The sequence below is a fragment of the Delftia sp. NA_296.1 genome (assembly GCF_052692095.1).
In genome coordinates this window covers 65743-83990 of record NZ_JBQZGF010000003.1, presented here as the reverse complement: position 1 = coordinate 83990, position 18248 = coordinate 65743, and the positions used below count along the sequence as shown (strand labels likewise).

19 protein-coding genes and 1 tRNA gene are annotated in these 18248 nt (G+C 64.4%); 3 read left to right on the top strand and 17 right to left on the bottom strand.

What is annotated here, in order from left to right; translation table 11 throughout:
* Positions 1-3: 3 nt before the first annotated feature.
* The 11 genes from ACUTR7_RS08200 to ACUTR7_RS08150 all read right to left on the bottom strand — a co-directional run bounded on the left by ACUTR7_RS08200 (position 4) and on the right by ACUTR7_RS08150 (position 8863).
* A complete protein-coding gene (locus ACUTR7_RS08200; protein ID WP_445608563.1) occupies positions 4-525 on the bottom strand; it encodes a hypothetical protein in 522 nt (173 codons plus the stop codon).
* Entirely contained in the window at positions 522-1166 is a 645-nt protein-coding gene (locus ACUTR7_RS08195; protein ID WP_445608562.1) for a lysozyme, read from the bottom strand. Before ACUTR7_RS08195 ends, ACUTR7_RS08200 begins: the two co-directional genes overlap by 4 nt.
* A gap of 73 nt (positions 1167-1239) precedes the next feature.
* Positions 1240-1563, bottom strand: coding sequence for a holin (locus tag ACUTR7_RS08190; RefSeq protein ID WP_445608561.1), 324 nt, complete (start codon positions 1561-1563; stop codon positions 1240-1242).
* The gene (locus ACUTR7_RS08185; protein ID WP_445608560.1) at positions 1553-3892 is read right to left on the bottom strand and encodes a portal protein; all 2340 of its coding nucleotides are present in this window, start codon (positions 3890-3892) and stop codon (positions 1553-1555) included. The genes ACUTR7_RS08190 and ACUTR7_RS08185 overlap by 11 nt, the downstream gene beginning before the upstream one ends.
* Positions 3879-4301: a hypothetical protein gene (locus tag ACUTR7_RS08180; protein ID WP_445608559.1), complete on the bottom strand. Its 423-nt coding sequence runs from the start codon at positions 4299-4301 to the stop codon at positions 3879-3881. Before ACUTR7_RS08180 ends, ACUTR7_RS08185 begins: the two co-directional genes overlap by 14 nt.
* A gap of 29 nt (positions 4302-4330) precedes the next feature.
* On the bottom strand, positions 4331-5686 hold the full coding sequence (locus tag ACUTR7_RS08175) for a PBSX family phage terminase large subunit (protein ID WP_013803299.1): 1356 nt from the start codon (positions 5684-5686) through the stop codon (positions 4331-4333).
* Positions 5683-6459 carry a terminase small subunit gene (locus ACUTR7_RS08170; RefSeq protein ID WP_445608558.1) on the bottom strand — a complete coding sequence of 259 codons (777 nt, stop codon included), beginning with the start codon at positions 6457-6459 and terminating at the stop codon, positions 5683-5685. The genes ACUTR7_RS08175 and ACUTR7_RS08170 overlap by 4 nt, the downstream gene beginning before the upstream one ends.
* Before the next feature lie 13 nt (positions 6460-6472).
* Complete coding sequence (locus tag ACUTR7_RS08165) at positions 6473-6715, bottom strand: hypothetical protein (RefSeq protein WP_231890530.1); 243 nt, start codon at positions 6713-6715, stop codon at positions 6473-6475.
* A gap of 401 nt (positions 6716-7116) precedes the next feature.
* Positions 7117-7644 (bottom strand): hypothetical protein, encoded by a 528-nt coding sequence (locus tag ACUTR7_RS08160; protein WP_445608557.1) that lies wholly within the window; start codon positions 7642-7644, stop codon positions 7117-7119.
* Positions 7645-7646: 2 nt separating this feature from the next.
* Positions 7647-8618, bottom strand: a complete 972-nt coding sequence (locus ACUTR7_RS08155) for a DUF1376 domain-containing protein (RefSeq protein WP_034391688.1) — start codon at positions 8616-8618, stop codon at positions 7647-7649.
* Complete coding sequence (locus ACUTR7_RS08150; RefSeq protein ID WP_445608556.1) at positions 8615-8863, bottom strand: hypothetical protein; 249 nt, start codon at positions 8861-8863, stop codon at positions 8615-8617. Before ACUTR7_RS08150 ends, ACUTR7_RS08155 begins: the two co-directional genes overlap by 4 nt.
* 83 nt (positions 8864-8946) lie before the next feature.
* On the opposite strand from ACUTR7_RS08150, the gene ACUTR7_RS08145 reads away from it, so the two are divergent.
* The 3 genes from ACUTR7_RS08145 to ACUTR7_RS08135 all read left to right on the top strand — a co-directional run bounded on the left by ACUTR7_RS08145 (position 8947) and on the right by ACUTR7_RS08135 (position 10538).
* Positions 8947-9666, top strand: a complete 720-nt coding sequence (locus ACUTR7_RS08145; protein ID WP_013803304.1) for a S24 family peptidase — start codon at positions 8947-8949, stop codon at positions 9664-9666.
* A 180-nt stretch (positions 9667-9846) separates the two neighbouring features.
* Positions 9847-10188, top strand: coding sequence for a hypothetical protein (locus ACUTR7_RS08140; RefSeq protein ID WP_207443826.1), 342 nt, complete (start codon positions 9847-9849; stop codon positions 10186-10188).
* A 44-nt stretch (positions 10189-10232) separates the two neighbouring features.
* Entirely contained in the window at positions 10233-10538 is a 306-nt protein-coding gene (locus ACUTR7_RS08135) for an ogr/Delta-like zinc finger family protein (RefSeq protein WP_082848190.1), read from the top strand.
* Here the strand turns inward: ACUTR7_RS08135 and ACUTR7_RS08130 are convergent.
* The 6 genes from ACUTR7_RS08130 to ACUTR7_RS08105 all read right to left on the bottom strand — a co-directional run bounded on the left by ACUTR7_RS08130 (position 10532) and on the right by ACUTR7_RS08105 (position 18216).
* Positions 10532-11839 (bottom strand): type II toxin-antitoxin system HipA family toxin, encoded by a 1308-nt coding sequence (locus tag ACUTR7_RS08130; RefSeq protein WP_445608555.1) that lies wholly within the window; start codon positions 11837-11839, stop codon positions 10532-10534. The two genes, ACUTR7_RS08135 and ACUTR7_RS08130, sit on opposite strands and share 7 nt — an antisense overlap.
* Positions 11839-12240 carry a helix-turn-helix domain-containing protein gene (locus tag ACUTR7_RS08125; protein WP_445608554.1) on the bottom strand — a complete coding sequence of 134 codons (402 nt, stop codon included), beginning with the start codon at positions 12238-12240 and terminating at the stop codon, positions 11839-11841. The genes ACUTR7_RS08130 and ACUTR7_RS08125 overlap by 1 nt, the downstream gene beginning before the upstream one ends.
* A gap of 119 nt (positions 12241-12359) precedes the next feature.
* Positions 12360-13376 (bottom strand): tyrosine-type recombinase/integrase, encoded by a 1017-nt coding sequence (locus ACUTR7_RS08120; protein WP_445608553.1) that lies wholly within the window; start codon positions 13374-13376, stop codon positions 12360-12362.
* Positions 13377-13561: 185 nt separating this feature from the next.
* A tRNA-Leu gene (locus ACUTR7_RS08115) sits at positions 13562-13648 on the bottom strand.
* A 120-nt stretch (positions 13649-13768) separates the two neighbouring features.
* Positions 13769-16984 carry an efflux RND transporter permease subunit gene (locus ACUTR7_RS08110; RefSeq protein ID WP_096915775.1) on the bottom strand — a complete coding sequence of 1072 codons (3216 nt, stop codon included), beginning with the start codon at positions 16982-16984 and terminating at the stop codon, positions 13769-13771.
* A complete protein-coding gene (locus ACUTR7_RS08105) occupies positions 16981-18216 on the bottom strand; it encodes an efflux RND transporter periplasmic adaptor subunit (RefSeq protein WP_445608552.1) in 1236 nt (411 codons plus the stop codon). Before ACUTR7_RS08105 ends, ACUTR7_RS08110 begins: the two co-directional genes overlap by 4 nt.
* Positions 18217-18248 lie beyond the last annotated feature (32 nt).

Genomic DNA, 18248 nt, shown 5'->3' with positions numbered 1-18248 from the left:
TGCTCAAGGGAGATTGGCAGGCTTGGCACGGGGCCAGGCATCACCCATCAATCGGACGTCAGCGGCATGGCCATCAGCCGCTCGCGCGATGTCTGCACCGCGCTGTGCCATTCTTGTACCTCGCTCTGCCAGACTTTCGAGTAAGGCTGTGCAGGTGCGGGCGTACTGGGCAAGAGAGGGCCGGGTAGCTGCGCTGATACGTTCTGGCAAACCGGCGAAGTCACCGCGCAAGCCTGCAGCAGCAATGTGCATGTCGCGCAGGCTGCGCTCAAGATCCTGCTGGACCAGCGCATTGCGCTGCTGGGTACGTTGGAATGTGGCAAGTGCATCGTCAAGTCCCTTGGAAAAAGCAGCCATGTCCTGCGCGGCCTGGCGCACACGGGACAGTTCGTCGCTGACAGCCTGTTGCCTCAGTTGCTCCAGGCGCACTCCGTAGCGTTGATCCTGAGTCCACCACGCGCAACCTGCACCGAGGATGAAGGCCAGTCCTGCAGCCATGGACTGGACGAAGAAGCGGGAGCTCAAGGCATGACCCTCCACTCTCGGCAGATTTCGCCATTCGCATCGCCTCGCAGTTGCAGCCCCGGCAGAACGGTGGAAACGCCCTTGACCGTGCCCCTATTCCAGCGAGGGTTCTCGTTGCAGGCCCCTGCCAGATCACCGGCGTTGGCTTTGCGCCGCAGCGTGCTGGAAGCCAGGCTACCCGCCCCCTTGTTGTGCACGAAGTCGATGAATTGCCCTTGCACGAATGGGTCATACGCCGCCCAGTCCACAAGCATTTGCCGTGCATGGCGCTCTGCAATCAGGTAGCGGCCAAGTTCCAGTGCATAGCAGTCTGAGGAGCTGTACCAGCGGCCCGCCGTGACCCCCTCTCCAGTGATGCCATTGCAGACAGTCAGTGGCTGGCCCTTGCCCAGCTTGTCGACATAGGGCATTCCCACATGGCGCCCGCCGCTCTCGTAGAACGAGCCCAGTACCATCGCAACCTTCACGCCGGGCGAGGTTTCAGTATCTGCCGCAACGGCCTGCACATAGGGATCGTTGAGTGCCGGGCCGTCAATGTGCCGGGCCACGATTGCCCCTCCACTGCCCAACCCGGCCAGCAACACCAGCGCGGCCAGCCGGCCTGCCAGCCATGCCGGCACCTTGGAAGTCTGCTCAGCCATCATGCATTCCCCTGGGCATGCACCCATGGCCCGGCAGTTCGCCCAGGCAAGGCGGCGGTCCATCGATCTTGCGTCATTGCCCATCCTCCTCGTCTGGGGCATTGCGCGTACCGCTGCGGCGCATGAGGCTCATGCGCAATTCGTGCTCAGCCTGATCACGAGCCTCTTCCGCCAACTTCAGTTGAAATTCCTTGCGGCGGTAGTACCAGCTGACCGAAAAGCCTGCGACACCCACCACTATGCCGATAGCGACACCGGCTTCGGAGGTCAAGAGCCAGCCAAAGCCACCCAGTCCGAGTCCGCTCCAGCCGACCTTGCTGCTCATGGCCGCCGCCGCCCCAGCGTTTGTTGCGTTGGCCGCAGCTTCGAGCGCGGCCTGCGTGACGTCATTGCCCATTCATCACTCCTTGTTGTTCAAACTGGGCGAGGCGACCCGACATCGAATCGAGATGCTGGCGGCTCAAGGCCTGGATTTGCGCCACGCGCTCGCGCGAATCGGCCTCGATGCACGCCACCTGCAGGCGCACGTCCTCGTCTGCCCGGATCTGCAGCGTCTTGTTGGCGAGGTCTGCATTGGCCTTGGCAAGTTGCTGGCGCATGTTGTCCAGCTCAACGTCCGCATCGCGCCGCACTGAGGCGGCCGCACCCACCATGCGCAAGGCCAGAGCCTGGTCCCCGCCGCTGGCACGCATGTGCTCGGCCTCGGCCTCCAGCTTCTCGGCACGGGCATTGACTTCACGGACCTTGGCCACCTGCTCGGCAAGCGCCTGGCGCGCGCCCTCCTGCTGCATTTGCAGGGCCTCGGCCTGGGCCTGCATCTGCTGCTGCATCTGTTGCTGCTCTTCGGGTGTAAGAGGTTTGGCGGGGTCGCGCTCACCGGTCAGCTTGCGCATCTCATCTGCGATCTGCTCCCTATTGGGCAGGTCGGAGTAGTCCATGGCGATGGTCAACAGGCGCAACGCAGCCTCGGGCGGCATGCGGCCGGCCATCTGTGAAAGCGACTCGAACATGACCTGGCGCAACGTGCCCGCATAGTCCTGCTCGGACACAATGAAATCAGCCAGGCTTGCTGTGATGTCGTTGAGGTAGCGCACGCTGCCATCCGGCTGCAACTCGGGCAAGTTGATGCGTACCCAGTCGAGACGCCCTTTGTGGCCTGACAGCCGAATGACCTTTTCCTCCGTGTACCACTGCTCGATCAGGCTCAGTTGCTTCTCGCCCTGGATCTGCACAGCCAGCCGGTGATTGTCGAATGGCTGTGTGGTCACGACCGATCCTTGCATCTGGCGCGCCTTGATCGCAATGCCGGAGCTGGCATTCGTCTGCCGGCCCAGGTTCTCGCTGCCGATGCCGGCGGACTTCTGTATCGCCTGGGTATCCAGGTTCATCATCTGCATCTGGCCGGAGGCCATCTCGCTGTCGCGGTGTACCTCGAATTTCCTTCCGGCGCGATAGATCACGACCCCATCGGGCTGATTGATTTCCTCGCGCGCCTCGTTGATATCGTCGAAGGCGCCCTTCTCGGCGAATATCTGGTTGGTGGACAACAGGAACAATGCTTTGCTGGCCCGCTTGTTCAGGTCCATTTGCAGATCGCGTACACGCCGCACCACGCCATAGGGCATGCGATCGCGGCCGCGGCGATAGCACCAGATGGGCGTGAGGCTGAAGCTGTTGTGCCGCATGGGCATGGGCCCCAGCGCAAGCAGATGGCCTTCGGTGAATACGGCCACGTGCATGCGCATGACCACCCGGTCCACGATGGCCCCGCCAGCCTGACCGATGGCTTGCATCAAGGCCTGGTCCCAGGGTTCGACGAACGCGCCCTTGAACGGCCCTTCGGTCACGACGCGAACCGAGGCCGGCATGCGGAACTGGCACTCGATCAACCGCACGCGGCGGCGCTGCTCGTCATCGGCATCGCCATAGCCACTGGCCAGGCCACCCCGCGAATGCTGACTGGAGGAATGGCCCTGGTAATGGAATGCGTCCTCAGCCCACTGCTGCGCGCTGTGCTCCTGTCCCTGCTCCACTGCACGCTGCAGCACGTCGCGGCGAGCTGGGTACATGGTGATGGCCACATCCTCGTCCACCCAACGGGTGCGGAAGATATAGCGCGCATCGCTCAGATCGTTTTCCATGGCCATGGAGTCCCAGAGCACGTTGCGCCAGTCTTCGTACTTGGAGTAGATGATGTCCTTGGTTGGGTCGTTCCGTACCCCGTCGTCCAGCCAGCCGACGCCCACCTTGATGGTGTCTTCAAAAGCCCGGCTGCGGTTGAAGCCCGTGCGATTCACATCGGACACGTACTTGAGCACCTTGGTCTTGATGTCAGCCATCTGCACGCCTTCCTCGGTCCGTGGCAGCACGCTCCAGTCCACGCGCGCGCGCCGCTCCGTACCAATCAGCCAGTCGCACATCACGGCCACCTCGTTGAATACCAGGGGCACCTGGCCGCGCCCCTCCAGCGTGGCTGCGTCGGCAGGATCCCATTGGTCGCCGTCGTAGTAGTCGGCGTCGATGGACATCTGCAGGCGGTTCTCGGCCTGGATCTCGCGCTCGCGGTAGTACCAGCTCAGGAGCTTTCGCAGCGTATTGCGGGCCTCGGCCTGGTCCAGCGGATGCTGGGGCGCTGTGTCCACCACATCGAAAGCCAGCGGCTCATCGTTCAGGACGTGCTCGCCCACGCCTGCTCGGCGGTTGAAGCGGGGTTCAAGCAGGGACATACTCGGCCCCCACATCAGGAACGGTCAAAGCCTGCGCTGCAATTTCCTTGCCTTCCCTCTTGATCACCAGCTGACCGAACTCGCGGCCCCGGCGCTCCCATGGCGGCTCGCTGGGCATGGCCACCAGATCAGGCAACCCTTCATTGATGATGGTGGCCACTCGCACCCAGTTGGCCCGGCTGGGTTCAATACCCAAAACCTCGCAAGCCTTCACGCACATGCGTGCAAGGTAAGACGGATGGTCATAGAGATAGGCGGCGCTCTCCATCACCACATACCAGGGCGCTTTGGGACGCAGACTGGGGATCAGGACCAGGGCCCTCTCTCCATTGATCCAGGTGTAGATGGCCAGCAGGTCGCCGTGCCGGCGGTGGAGGTGGGACTTGCGAAGATCGATGCATGCAGGCATGCCATGACAATGGCAGGCTTGGCACGGTCTCAACGCGCCATGCCGCCTCCGCGCCGCCGATTCCTCATCGCGCCCTGGGTCGCGTTATCCATGCGCGGCAGGGCCATGGCCAGATAGCGCCACACATCTGCGCCGTGGCTGGCGTCGTCATGCAGCGGCGCGCCAGGCTCCTGGGTTCGGGGGTCTATCTGGCGCCGATACCGGCTCAGGCAATCCAGCAATTGGGCGCACCTGCCGGCATCGACATAGGCCTGGGCAAAGATGCCACGCGCCATCCGTATGCCGGCCTCCAGCCCGAATCGCTCGAGCACCTCGACCTCTCGGCCCATATCCTGCAGGATCTGCTGCGAAGTCTGCCCGGTCTTGAAATCTCCATGCGCGCCATCGTGCGGGAGGAAGTCTGTGCCCCATAGATAGGGGAGTTTTTCCATCTCCTGCACGTACCACTCCAAGGTCTTCTGGTGGCCTTGCATGAAATGAATGATCCGAAAGTCCACGGCCGTGCGCTGCACGAAAGCGATCGCCATGTCGTCGGCCCATCCCAGGTCCCAGACAGTATGCACGGGCAACCTGGGATTGCAGGGGACGGGGCAAACGCGGCCGTCGTTGTGCAGGCGCTCCACCTCCTTGGCGTAGATGGCACCAGCCAGGCTGCGTCTGGGACGGCCCTCCCAGATGTTCCAATAGCTGTCTGGATCACGCTTGAAATGGCGTCCCCGTTCCTTGTCCAGCACATCGGGAAACCATGGGTTGTCGCGCCAGTTGATTTCGCAGAGCCAAGTATCACCATCCGCATGGGTGATGAAGCGGTCATAGGTTGGGTCACTGGCCAGGCCAGGATTGAGCGTCAGCCAGATCTCGGATCCTGGACGCCGAATGGTGGGTACCAGCACCTCCCAACTGCCCGCGCTGACGCCCTGCGCCTCCTCCACCCAGACGATATCGATCGCCTCGAACGACTTGATGGAGTTCACCGTATGGGCCTGCAGGCCTGCGAACAGGATCAGTGTTCCGTTGGCTCCGCGGATTTCCGTACCCAGCACCTCGTAGAACGCCCCCAACCCCAGGGCCTCGATCTGGTCCTGCAACAGGCGATGCACAGACTCGCGCATGGACTTCTGCACCTCGCGGGCACAAAGGATGCGCAAGGGGCGGTTGCTGCCAAGCACCAGCAAGGCCATGGCAACGGACCACGACTTCGCCCCTCCGCGGCCACCGTACATGACCTTGAACCGCCGCGGCTCGAAGAGCGGCCTGAGCTTGAGCGGGAACTCGACGGTGACGCGCGAGCGCTCGACCTCATAATCGGCTGCAAAATCAGGAGGCTCGCCCGAAGGCAGGCTGTCGAGCGCGAGCATCGGCAATTCATCAGACATGGTGCTCATGCACGCTCCTCGCGAGGATCGTCACTGCGCCGGGGTGGCTCAATGAAATGCACTTCGAAGTGCCCCATGCCCATGCTTTTCTGAGCGGTGTCCCGCTGGTACAGGCCGTGATAGCGCATCAGTTTCTCTATCACATCCAACTGGCTGCGGAGGCTGATCTCCGTGCCGTACTTGCCTTCCTTTGCGCCACCGAACAGCGCCAGCGCACCGCGCCCAAGGCCGCGCGTGTCCTTGACGACCGTGCGTGGCAGGCCGGCGCCAAAACACTCAGGGCACTCCGCCAGGGGGGGACGGTGGGCCTCGTAGCCCACCCCGCCGAGCTCGGGAAAGTCCTGAAATTGCTTGCCGGCATCAATCCACTTTTCACGCTTGGAGTTGTACTCGGACAGCGTGTACTGGTAGCCATGGGCGGCTCCGTAGCAATGCCGGCAGCACGATACGTGAACCTCGACCAGATCGCGCGGATCGGCCATCAGCATTTCATGGAGCCGGCGCACCACTTCCTCGGCCCGAATCTCGGCATGCTCCGCGACGCGTTGGCTGCACTCCCTGACATAGTCCTGCACCCGTGGATCCTTCAGCAGCCTGGCGCCCTGAGATGCCGCAGAGGATGGACTGTAGCCTGCGGCGACTGCCGCCCGCGTGGCATTGAAACCCGATGCAACGTACTCCCGTGCAAAGCAACGATGCCGCTCCTGCGTGCTGCTGTGCTGACGGGAGGAGGAGATTTGCTCCCCCCCGGAAAGGACGGTGTTGGAGATTAGCGTTTTCATGCCTGCGAACCTGTCAGGCTTGGGACGCGCCATCAGGCAGGCCCGAAGAATTCGCAGGCACCTCGCGACGGTCGCAGATCAGTCGGTAGCGCAGAACAGGCTTGCGCCCGGGCAATTCGGTGAGCCTGGCTTGGACCAGGCCCCGCCCCGTCAGGTACTGCAGCGCCCAATCGATCTCTCCTTTTGAACGCCCTAGCGCCAGCACCAGTTCGCAATGGAAGAACCAGCGGTCCGGCAGTTGCTGCAGATGGCGCAACAATGCGTCCGTACCACTGCCTGGGCGCACGACTCCGGCTGGGCGAGGGTTGTGATTCCTGGGCCTGCCATCCTTTCGGCCTTGCAGTTGCCCCGCCAGCCAGTTGATCGCTTCGTCTCCCATACGTTCAGACCTTTCCTGCACGGGCTTCAGCCAGGCTCAGATGTGGCAACCAACGAGCCGATCCGGCATGGATGGCGCACACCGGGCCGCGCCGTTCAGGCCACTGGAATACGTTGTTGCGAAAAAGCGTGGAATTCAAGGTTCTACCCTTTCAATGGAAGGCTGGGAAACGGGCGGCTCTGGGCACGGAAGGGGAAGATTGGTGCCACGGCGCAGCAGGCAGGGACGTCAGGACGATGGAGATAGGCTGTGGGGGGCATTCGGACAAGTCTGGACATTCATCGCGGCCACCCATCCATGCCCATGGCCTGCATGGCATTGCGAAGCACTGCGCGGGTGACGGTCTGGTCACCGGCCCGGATTCGGGCCAGGATGCGGCGCGCCCAGTCCTTGCCATCGCCTACAGGCACCAGTTGCACACGGACAGGCGAAGCACCAGGTGCTGGCAGACGAGTCCACCCCTGCAACTCGGCATGTGTGCTGCGCGGGGTGGCGGCACGGCACAGCGCTTCAAACTGAGGCAGATGCGGCGGGAAATCCGGATGGGCCGCAGGCAGTCGGGCCACGGCAGTTTCAATCACACTGGAGTCGTATTTCGCCAGCGCTGCACTCCAGACACGCATGGCCGCGCGGACCCCGAGATCTCGCCCGCCATCATCCAGAACGCCTGTGGCGAATTTGCTCAGAAACAGCGAACCGTAGGACCCCTGCATGACCAGGAACAGGTTTTTCACGGCGGAACTCGCGGCCTGCTGCCGGAGCTCTCCCGTTATCGCAACGGACGACAGGGCGGAAATGCTCTGCATGCCTACGCCTCCATGATGGCCGCGTAGGCTGCGCCGTGCCTGCCCACGGGGACGGAGCGACGAATAGCGGCCCTCGTCGGTGGCGGTAGTGCGGCAGCCAGCCATTCCAGCGGTTGCAGCGGCCTGGCCTGGGCGCAGGCACGCAGCCTGTCGATCAACGCATCGTCCCCATGGACCTTGCGCAACCCGCCAAGGAAGGACCGTGCCTGTCTTTCCGGCGTACCCGAGTTGACCAGCAGAGACAGCCCATAGCCGAAAATGATCTCGCTGCAGTCGCTGGCAGGAACGGGCTGGCGGATCGAACCGCCAGGATTGGAGCGAACATCAGGGTGTCCCTGTCTCTTTCCCTTTCCCTGTCCCTTGGAGGCGCTTTCCGCAGAGACCGCAACACAGCCTCCACGGGACACCGGAGCACTGTCCCCAGGGACACTGTCATCTTGTTCCCCCGGACATGCGTAACCGTCCCCGGACATGGACAGCACCTGTCCGGTGGGACGGCCGCAATCTATCCATTCCTCATACGATGGACGGCGCACATCTGTCCCGTGCCTGTCGTTGTGCTTTTTGATGCGGCTGCATTCGGTGCGCCAACGCTGCAGCAACTTGGCACTCCAGGCATCGCGAACCTTCTCCGCTACCACCGCGTGGTGGTAGCGTCCGTCACTGCATAGCACCCAGCCTCGCATGGCTCCCTCACGCACGCGTTTCCACTTGGGGTCAATACGTCCCCGCAGGGCATAGCCCGCCTGTTTCGCGATCCAGGCATCGTTGTCCGGCATGGAGCCAGCGGGAACTTGGTGCCAGGCGGCAGACCACAGCAGCACGGCGGCCCAGCATGCATCGGGGGTCTCGTTGGCCGCCAGGTCCGAATCCCTCAGCCGGGCGACATCCAGTGGCATGAACGGAAAGTCGGAAAGATCACAGTCACAGGGCACCATGGGATCAGGCAGAACGGCATTGCATTGGCTTGTCATGCGCACCTCCCATGGCCTATCGAGCGAGCTTCGTTCTGGAAACGAGCCCTTTCGGTCAATGGCAGCGCATCCAGGGAAAACCTGCCGTCCCCCAAAGCCACCATCACGTCAGCCAGCCCCAACTCCACTTTCCCGCCGCCATAGACCAGCTTGCTCAGCAGCCCTGGCGTGGTGCCACACCGCTCGGCGAACTCGGCACGCTCGCGACGATCCAGCTCACAAAAAAACAATTTGAATGGGTTCATGCAGCACATGATACCCAAGGAACCTACAAAAAGATACCCAAAGGTATCTTGTACCTACAGGTACTCAACGCGAAAATCAGACCATGGATCAGCACACACGCCTGCAACAACTTCTTACAATCGTCTGCTCGGAATTCACCCAAGGCAATCGGGCCGCGATGGCACGCGCCATAGGAAAGGACGCAAGCTACGTCAACCGACTTTTCTACCCTCAAGACAAGAAGGGCGCCAAAGGAATTGGGCAAGAGTTGATGGAAGCCACGCGGACGGCATTCGATCTGCCGCGCGGTTTTTGGGAAATGACACCCAATGAGGCAGCCGCAGCTCTAAAGCACACCCCCGACCTGGTGGAAAATACCAACAAGAAACTCACACGAGACGAAATAGTGATTCGACAGTACTCCACAGGTGGCGCCATGGGCGGCGGACTGGTCTTGCGAGACCAGCCCGGCGTCATCAACAGCTGGAGCGTGAACAGTGAGTGGGCCCAGAAAAACCTCCCCTACGTGACGTCCTATGACAACCTGGCCATCGTGACGGGCTTTGGAGACTCCATGCTGGGGATGTTCAATCCAGGCGATCCGCTCCTGGTGGACACTGGCGTCAGGGAGTGCGAGTTCGATGGCGTCTACTTCTTCTCGGTCGACGGAGAAGGCTTTATCAAGCGCCTTCAGCGAATTCCCGGTGAGGGCATTCTGGTGATCAGCGAGAACAAGAAATACCGGGAGTGGTACATCAAACCCGGCATGAACCTTCAGATCCTGGCTAAGGTGCTGCGCGCCTGGGAAAGCAAAGTCTACTAACCCGCACAAAAGACTACCAAGCCACCCTCAGGGGTGGTTTTTTTGTCAACAATACCCACAAATACCCAAAGGACAATACCCAAAGAACCATCAAAAACAGAACCTTAAGGTATATTAAAGGCATCGATTCTCGCAACCACGCACACCCACCTCGCCTTGTCACATCGATTGCAGACAGCCATGAAAGCAAACGCGTCTACAGCCTGCTGGGCCCACACGGCAGCATCCAGCCATGCCAGCAGCGAAGGCCACGAGCAGTATCTCGCCGAGTACCTGGATGCCTACGTGCTGGAAAACTACGGACCGCCTTGGGTCGCCGAGTTCATCCAGGAGGCCTTGCATGACATGCCCTACCGCGTTGCCCAACAGATTGCCATCGATGGTGAAAAGCAATGTCCAAAGGGCCTCGAAAGCATGGGCATCACGCTGGACGCCTGGATAGGCGGCTACGCCCGTATGCGTGCAACGCAAGTGCTCGCCCCAAGACCAGGAAGCCTGGCATCCCATAAGCCCTGCTTTTGAGCAGCCGCTCATACCGTCAACTGGCCTCGAAAGGAACATGACCCATGCGAATGATGTGCCCACACTGCAATGAACACGCGTACACACGCACCAGCTTGCAATTGACCAACACCAGCCGGGAAACCATATTCCAGTGCCGCAACTTCGAATGTGGCCACGTATTTTCAGCAGTGACGGAGATCAACCGCACTATCTCTCCCAGCGCCATCCCCAATCCGTCTGTGATACTTCCGATAAGCACACACATCAAGCGCCGGGAAGTCGCACGACAGATGGCAGCCATGCCATTGTCAGAATTCGATGCACAGCAACATCGCGGCACTGAGCCAGCCACCCATACGGCTCAGTGATCACCCCTAAGCAGAAAGCGCCGCGCCTGGTCGCGCGCCCCGTCGAAGATCTGCCGGGCCATAGGCTGCGGCACGCTGGCCGGCAGGCGCGGCTGCAGCCGGTCGATGGCGCCGTCCAGCGCCTCGACCATCTCCACCATGCTCTCCCACAGGCCTGCGATGCGCGTGGTCTCGGCCAAGGCCTTCCAGTGGCGGCGCTGGATCTCGGCCAGGCGGTAGTGGCGGCTGCGCCCCGGCAGGGCCATGGCCATCCTGGCGCGCTGGCGGGCGATCTTGCCGTGGCCGTGACCGATGATGGGCCAGGCCGACAGCACGTCGTACAGCGGTGTCATCTCATAGCCGCCGCCCGGCTGCAGGAACACCGAGAAATTCTTGGCATGCCCGTCCGTGGCCGCCAGCAGCCAGAACGCCAGCTGGGCCATCACGAAGCGGGCGCAATCCTGGGCAGGCTCGCTGCCATGCTGCAGCACTTGCAGGCACTGCAGCATGCCGGGCCCGCCATGGGTCTCGTACTTGTTGGCGCTGGCAACGCCGCGCACCTGGCAGAAATCTTCCTGGGGCAGACGCGCAATCCAGCCCTGGGCCGTCCAGGCGCGGTCGAAGCGCTCCACGCACAGCACCTGCTGCCCGCCAAAGCTCTCGATGCTGCTGTCGGCCACGGCAAAGCCCAGCTCGGCCAGCAGCCGGGCGCACAGCCACTCATTGGCCACTGACTCGCTCAGGTCGTAGTGCCAGTGCGGCACCACGCCGATGGCCGGCTTCAGGATATGCGTGGTCGGCGTCGCACCCAACGGGCGGCACCACTGGCCGCCATGGCGCAGCACCGCCGTCTTCTCCTGCGCACCGGCAATGGACAGCCGGAACTCCTGGTCCACCTCCAGCGCACCAAACCCGCCACCCAGACTGGCCAGGTGCTCGGCAATCTGCGCCTCGCTCAGCGGCTCGAAGCGCACCTGGTCGAACCCTTCGGGCACGGCCCCCTCGGGCAGCAGCTGCACGGCACCCACGCAATCGCGGCCAATGGCTTCCAGCAGCGAAAACGCATCGATCCCGCGCAGCCCGAAGCGCTGGTGAATGCGCCGGCGAGTGCCCTCGCCGTCCGGCAGCAGGTTGTCGAAATAATGGGCCACCACCTCGCCCGCCACCGTCAGGTCGCGCGTGAAGGGCATGGACAGTGACAGCGGCCGCGCATGCGCGCTCTGCGGCCAGGCCGGGTCATAGGCGAACACATGGCGGCCCGTGCGCGTGACCTCCCAGGTGCCCACCCGCTCCCCATTCATCCAGACGCCCAGCGCTGCCATCACCAGGACCCTTTCGGCTTGCGGTCCTGCCAGTGCGGCGGCAGCGCCTGCGGCTTGAAGGCCACGGGGCGGTCGGCGGGCTTGCGGAGCCCGTTGTCACCCGCGTACGGTTGTGGAGCTGGCTCGGCCACCTTCAACGCAGCAGGCACAGGCACAGGTGCAGACGCAGGAGAAGCCACCGCATCCGCCCTGGGCCGCATGAGCAGATCCGCATCCAGCAGCTGCAGGATCTCCATCAGCTGGCGCACGCTGATGGCGGCCGGGTCACGCTCTATCGCTGCCACACGTGACTGGGACACGCCCAGCCGCTGTGCCAGTTGGGCCTGGCTCACGCCAGCGGCCTTGCGCAGCGACTTCAGGTGCAGCGCAAGCTGATCGGGTAGTTGCAACAGGTGGTCCATGGTGTTCTCCTGGCCAGGGCATTCAAAATATCATCTCAAGATGATGAATTGAAATTATCACTCCAGAATAATATTGTCAACATATCATATTGGAGTGATATTCCTGGCAGCCATCCTGCCTACAACCGTGCCGCGATGTCCTCGGCCGTCTCCCGGTAATAGGTATTGAACAGCTCGTTGATATCCACGTGGCCGCTGATGCGGGCCAGCGTCATCACATCCACGCGCTTGCTCAGCCAGGTCAGCGCCGTGGCGCGCAGGTCATGGAAGCGCAGGCCCTCCACCATCACCCGGTCGCGCAGCTTGCGGTAGAGCGTGTCGCGGCTGGCGTCGCTGATGGTCCAGTAGGCGTCGCGCCCCGCAGCCTCGGCGGCGGCGTCCAGCACGCGCAGCAGGCGCACGGCACGACGCGTCAGCGGCACACGGCGCTCGCCCACCTTGGCCTCGGTCTTGTGGTGCGGCAGGTGGTAGACCCGGCGCTTGAGATCCACATTGCTGCGGCCCATGCGCAGGATCTCGCCGCTGCGCATGGCCGTGTGCAGGGCCACCAGCATGGTCCAGGCCGTCTGCTCCATGGCGGTGACAGGCGCCAGGCGTGGCGAGACATTGGCCGAGCGCAGCATGCGCCGCACCTCGCTCCACTGCCCCGTGCGCCGGCGCGCATGGGACTTGGCCGGCAGCTTGATCTCCGGCCAGGGGCTCTTGCCCACCCATTTCCACTGCTTGACCGCAAGAGTCCAGATCGGACGGAATTGCTGCGCCTCGCGCAGCACGCTGGCGCCAGAGACCTGCTGCAGCCGCGCATCGCGCCAGCGCGCCAGGTCGTCACCCGTGATCTCGTGGAACACCTTGGCCGCCAGCTCGGGAAACTCGCGCAGCCAGGCATCAAAGCGCAAATGGTCGGCCCGCGCCGTGCTGGCCGTCTTTTTGTCGGTGACCTCGCGCCGATAGCGCTCCACCGCCTCGGCCAGCGTGCGCCGCGGAAACTCCCCGCGCGCCCCGGCCAGAATGGCCGCCTCCTCGGCCACGGCCCAGCCCTGCGCCTCGGCCTTGGTCGCCCGCGTGGCGGTGCGCCGAATACCCGCACGCTCCACCTCGGCCCGCCAGCCGTTCTTCACCTTCCGGAAATACGCCATCCCACCTCCTGCAGCCCGCACGGGATCACAAGCGGGATCTGCGCGGGATTGTGATGTGATTTTGCGCTGTTTTGTGCCGGTTTCAACCCGCTCCGTTTTGCCCCCAGAACCCAGAAAAAAAGCCCGCCTCCTCTACAGGAAGCGGGCTTGAGCAGTGTTCGCCGCAGTTGAGCGGCGTTGGTGCGTGGTGCGCGGGGGGGGACTCGAACCCCCACACCATTGCTGGCGTCAGGACCTAAACCTGGTGCGTCTACCAATTTCGCCACCCGCGCTGGTTCTTGGGGGAGCCGCCTGCGCGGCGGCTCCTAGGTCAGGGCGCAGATTCTAGCCGCAATTGCGGGGTGGATTGCCATACCCCGGATTTGAGCGGCGGCCTCTGCGTTTTCGCCGCCTCAATGCGTGGGCTCGCGGCGCACGCGGAACACGGCGGCGTACATGGCCGGCAGCGCCAGCAGTGTCAGCACCGTGGCCACGATCAGCCCGCCCATGATGGCCACGGCCATGGGGCCCCAGAACACGCTGCGCGACAGCGGGATCATGGCCAGCACGGCGGCGGCAGCCGTCAGCACGATGGGGCGCAGGCGGCGCACGGCGGCTTCGATGATGGCGTCCCAGGCCGGCACGCCGCGCGCACGGTCGGTCTCGATCTGGTCGATCAGGATCACCGAATTGCGCTGGATCATTCCCATCAGCGCCACCACGCCCAGCAGCGCCACGAAGCCGAAGGGCCGGCCCAGCAGCAGCAGCGCCGCCGCCACGCCGGGAATGCCCAGCGGCCCGGTGATGAACACGAGCAGTGAACGGCTGACACTGCGCAACTGCAGCATGAGCAGCGTGAAGGTGAGGAACAGCATCACGGGCACACCAGCGACGATGGCATCCGAGCCCTTGGAGCTTTCCTCCACGGCGCCGGCCACATCGATGCGGTAGGCCGTGTCGCCCGCAGCGTGCCAGCGCGCCTCGATCTCGCGCAGGCCCGGCAGCAGCGCATGGGTCAGCGTTGCGCCCTGCAGGCCCTCGCGCACATCGCCCTGCACGGTGATGGCGAACATGCGCTTTTCTCGCCACATCACGCCGGGCTCCCAGACCATCACGGGCTTGGCGATCTGCGTGAGCGGGATCGACTTGCCCGACGCCGTGGGCAGGTAGGCGTTGGCGATGTCGGTGATCGCGTCGCGCTCCGAATACGGCGTGCGCAGCACGATGTCGATGAGCTTGTCACCCTCGCGGAACTGGCCCACGGTGGAGCCGCTGAGCATGACGCGGGCCGCCTGTGCGATGGCCTGGCTGCTCACGCCCAGGGCGCGCGCCTTGTCCTGGTCCACCTCCAGGCGCACGGCCTTGACGGACTCGTTCCAGTTGTCGTTGACGCCGCGCATGTCGGCGTTGGCGATCATGACCTGCTTGACCTCGTCGGCATAGGCACGCAGCTTTTGCGGATCGGTGCCGGACACGCGGAACTGCACCGGATAGGGCACGGGAGGCCCGTTGGGCAGCAGCTTGACGCGGCCGCGCACCTCGGGGAACTCCTGGGCCAGCAGCGCCGGCAGCGCCTTGCGCAGACGCTCGCGCGTGGGCAGGTCCTGGGCGACCAAGATGAACTGCGAGACGTTGTTCTGCGGGAACACCTGGTCCAGCGGCAGGTAGAAACGCGGCACGCCCGAGCCCACCCACTCGCTGACCGTGCGCACGCCGTCCAGTTGCATGAAGCGCTCTTCCACGCGGCGCGTGACGGCCTCGTTGGCGGCCAGCGACGTGCCCTCGGGGAACCAGATGTCCACCAGCACTTCGGGCCGGCTGGAATCCGGGAAGAACTGCTGCTGCACGCGCGACATGCCCACCAGGCCCAGCGCGAAGACCAGCACCGTGATGGCGATGGTCAGCCAGCGGTGCGTCACGCACCAGTTCACCGCACGGCGGAAGCGGTTGTAGAACGGGCTGTCGAAGACTTCATGCTCGGCCGACGAGGCATTGAGGTTGGTCTCCTCGATGGGCACCTCGCCCGAGGCCACCTCGGGCGGCAGCGTGGCCGCGTGCGGCGGGCGCTTGAGCAGCAGCATGCCCAAGTAGGGCACGAAGTACACCGAGGCGAACCAGCTGAGCACCAGCGCAATCACCGTCACCGCGAAGATGGCGAAGGTGTACTCGCCCGTCATGGACTTGGCCATGCCGATGGGCAGGAAGCCCGCCGCCGTGATCAGCGTGCCGGTCAGCATGGGCTTGGCCGTGATCTCGTAGGCAAAGGTGGCGGCGCGGTACTTCTCGTAGCCCTCCTCCATCTTGCGCACCATCATCTCCACGGCAATGATGGCATCGTCCACCAGCAGGCCCAGCGCGATGATCAGCGAGCCCAGCGACACCTTGTGCAGGCCGATGTTCCAGTACCACATGGCCAGGAAGGTCGCGGCCAGCACCAGCGGGATCGTGATGGCCACCACCAGTCCCGGGCGCGGATCGATGTACCAGCGCTTCCACAGCGGCTGGTGGCCCTCGCGCTTGTGCAGGCCCAGGCTGATGAAGCTCACGGCCAGCACCACCACCACGGCCTCGATCAGCACCTGCAGGAATTCGTTGACCGAGTCGGCCACGGCCTTGGGCTGGTCCTGCATGTTGGCCAGCTCCACGCCGGCCGGCAGCGTGCGCGCGATGTCGCCCACGGCGCCGCGCAGGGACTTGCCCAGGCGGATGATGTCGCCGCCCTTGGTCATGGACACGCCCAGCGCAATCGTCTCGCGGCCCTGGTGGCGCACCTTCACATTGGCCGGATCGGCATAGCCCCGGCGGATCTCGGCGATATCGCCCAGGCGCAGCTGCGCGCCCGATGCGCCGCGGATCGGCATGGCGCGCAGCTCGTCCACCGCCAGGAACTGGCCGGCCACGCGCACCTGCACATCCTCGCGCGGCGTCTGCAGCACGCCTGCGCCCTCGATGGCGTTTTGCTGGCCCAGCTGGCCCAGCACCTGGTTCATGTCCAGGCCCAGCTGCGACAGGCGGCGCTGCGACAGCTCGATGTAGACCTTCTCGTCCTGCACGCCGAACAGCTCGACCTTGGCCACATCGGGCACGCGCAGCAGGCGCTGGCGCACATCGTCGGCCATGGTCTTGAGCTCGGCGTAGCTGAAGCCGTCGGCCTGCAGGGCGTAGATCACGCCATAGACATCGCCGAACTCGTCATTGAAGAACGGCCCCTGCACGCCCTGCGGCAGGGTGTAGCGCATGTCGCCAATCTTCTTGCGCACCGTGTACCACAGCTGCTGGACATCGCCGGGGCGCGAGTTGTCCTTGAGCTGGAAGATGATCATCGACTCGCCGGGCTTGGAGTAGCTGCTGATCTTGTCGGCGTAGGGCACCTCCTGCAGCGTGCGCTCGATCTTGTCGGTGACCTGCTCGGCCATCTGCTGCGCCGTGGCGCCGGGCCAGTTGGTGCGCACCACCATGGCGCGGAAGGTGAAGGGCGGGTCCTCGTCCTGCCCCAGCTGGAAGTAAGAGGCAAAGCCCAGCAGCAGCAGCACGACGATGAAATAGCGCGTCAGCGCCACATGGTCCAGCGCCCAGCGCGAAAGATTGAAATGCCCGCCCTGCGGCGCCTTGTGCTTGGGCCCGCTCATTGGGCCGCTCCGCTGGGCGCAGCGCCTGCGGCGGCAGGCGCCTGTGCAGGCAGTGTCTGTTGCGGTCGCTGCTGTGCCGGCTGCGGGGCCTTGTCATAACGGTCCTGATAGACCGTGACCTTCTGGCCTGGCGTGAGCACATGCACACCGGCGGCCACCACCTGCATGCCGGGCGTCAGGCCAGCGGCAATCACGGCCTCGTTGCCATCGGCCGTGGCCAGTTGCACGGGCTGCAGCTTTACCGTGCTGCTGGCGGCGTCGAACACCCACACGGCCGTGCCCTGGCCACCGCCGCCTTCCTGGCGCAGCGCGGTGGTGGGCAGCTTGATCACGGGCTGGCCCGTGGGACCCATGCCCTCGGGCAATGCGTGGACCGTGGCGCCCAGCGGCGGCACGGCGGCTGCGTCCGAAGTGGGCAGTGCCACCTTCACCTGGTAGGTGCGCGTGACCGGATCGGCACTGGCCGCCACCTCGCGCACCTGGCCCTGCAGCGGCTGCATGCCGGCCGACCAGGGGCGCACATTCACCTTCTGGCCCACGCGGATGGCGCCGCGCTTGTCCTCGGGCACCACGAACACCACGTCGCGCGGGCCGTCCTGGGCAATGCGCACCACGGGCGATCCGGCCGACACCACCTGGCCGGGTTCGGCATCTATGCCGGTCACCACGCCGGGCACATCGGCCAGCAGTTGGGCATAGGACTCCTGATTGCTCTGCGATGCCAGCTGCGACTTGGCCTGGTCCAGCGTGGCCTGGGCAGACTTGAGCGTGGCCTCGCGCCGCTCCAGCTCCGCACCGCTGATGAAGTTCTGTGCCTTCAGCTGCGAGTAACGCCTCACATCGGCGGCGGCAAGATCGCGCTGCGTGGTCGCGGCCGCAACCTGGGCGCGCGCGGCGTCAGCTCCCAGCCGGTAGTCGCTGGCATCGAGCCGCGCCAGCAACTGGCCTGCCTGCACGTGCTGGCCCAGCTCCACCTCGCGGCGAACGAGCTTGCCGGCCACGCGAAAGCCCAGGCGCGACTCTATGCGCGCGCGCACCTCGCCCGCGTACTCCAGTTGCGTGTCCAGCGCGCCCACGCCTACAGTGAGCAGCTTGACGGCGCGCACCGGCTCGGGCGGCGGCTCGGCCTTGGAGCAGGCGCCCAGCGCCAGCGCGGCGGCCAGGCACAGAGGGGCAAGAAGAAGATGGCGCGGCAAAGCGGGCGCGGCAGGGTTCGATGGCAAGTCGGGCATGTGGATCCGGGAGGGCTGGTGCGAAAAGCGGC

What these genes read in the sequence shown, in the direction of transcription:
- ACUTR7_RS08195 (WP_445608562.1), bottom strand. Translation starts at nt 1,166, where the DNA reads ATGGCTGAGCAGACTTCCAAGGTGCCGGCATGGCTGGCAGGCCGGCTG.
- ACUTR7_RS08190 (WP_445608561.1), bottom strand. Translation starts at nt 1,563, where the DNA reads ATGGGCAATGACGTCACGCAGGCCGCGCTCGAAGCTGCGGCCAACGCA.
- ACUTR7_RS08185 (WP_445608560.1), bottom strand. Translation starts at nt 3,892, where the DNA reads ATGTCCCTGCTTGAACCCCGCTTCAACCGCCGAGCAGGCGTGGGCGAG.
- ACUTR7_RS08180 (WP_445608559.1), bottom strand. Translation starts at nt 4,301, where the DNA reads ATGCCTGCATGCATCGATCTTCGCAAGTCCCACCTCCACCGCCGGCAC.
- ACUTR7_RS08175 (WP_013803299.1), bottom strand. Translation starts at nt 5,686, where the DNA reads ATGAGCACCATGTCTGATGAATTGCCGATGCTCGCGCTCGACAGCCTG.
- ACUTR7_RS08170 (WP_445608558.1), bottom strand. Translation starts at nt 6,459, where the DNA reads ATGAAAACGCTAATCTCCAACACCGTCCTTTCCGGGGGGGAGCAAATC.
- ACUTR7_RS08160 (WP_445608557.1), bottom strand. Translation starts at nt 7,644, where the DNA reads ATGCAGAGCATTTCCGCCCTGTCGTCCGTTGCGATAACGGGAGAGCTC.
- ACUTR7_RS08155 (WP_034391688.1), bottom strand. Translation starts at nt 8,618, where the DNA reads ATGACAAGCCAATGCAATGCCGTTCTGCCTGATCCCATGGTGCCCTGT.
- ACUTR7_RS08150 (WP_445608556.1), bottom strand. Translation starts at nt 8,863, where the DNA reads ATGAACCCATTCAAATTGTTTTTTTGTGAGCTGGATCGTCGCGAGCGT.
- ACUTR7_RS08145 (WP_013803304.1), top strand. Translation starts at nt 8,947, where the DNA reads ATGGATCAGCACACACGCCTGCAACAACTTCTTACAATCGTCTGCTCG.
- ACUTR7_RS08140 (WP_207443826.1), top strand. Translation starts at nt 9,847, where the DNA reads ATGAAAGCAAACGCGTCTACAGCCTGCTGGGCCCACACGGCAGCATCC.
- ACUTR7_RS08135 (WP_082848190.1), top strand. Translation starts at nt 10,233, where the DNA reads ATGCGAATGATGTGCCCACACTGCAATGAACACGCGTACACACGCACC.
- ACUTR7_RS08130 (WP_445608555.1), bottom strand. Translation starts at nt 11,839, where the DNA reads ATGGCAGCGCTGGGCGTCTGGATGAATGGGGAGCGGGTGGGCACCTGG.
- ACUTR7_RS08125 (WP_445608554.1), bottom strand. Translation starts at nt 12,240, where the DNA reads ATGGACCACCTGTTGCAACTACCCGATCAGCTTGCGCTGCACCTGAAG.
- ACUTR7_RS08120 (WP_445608553.1), bottom strand. Translation starts at nt 13,376, where the DNA reads ATGGCGTATTTCCGGAAGGTGAAGAACGGCTGGCGGGCCGAGGTGGAG.
- ACUTR7_RS08110 (WP_096915775.1), bottom strand. Translation starts at nt 16,984, where the DNA reads ATGAGCGGGCCCAAGCACAAGGCGCCGCAGGGCGGGCATTTCAATCTT.
- ACUTR7_RS08105 (WP_445608552.1), bottom strand. Translation starts at nt 18,216, where the DNA reads ATGCCCGACTTGCCATCGAACCCTGCCGCGCCCGCTTTGCCGCGCCAT.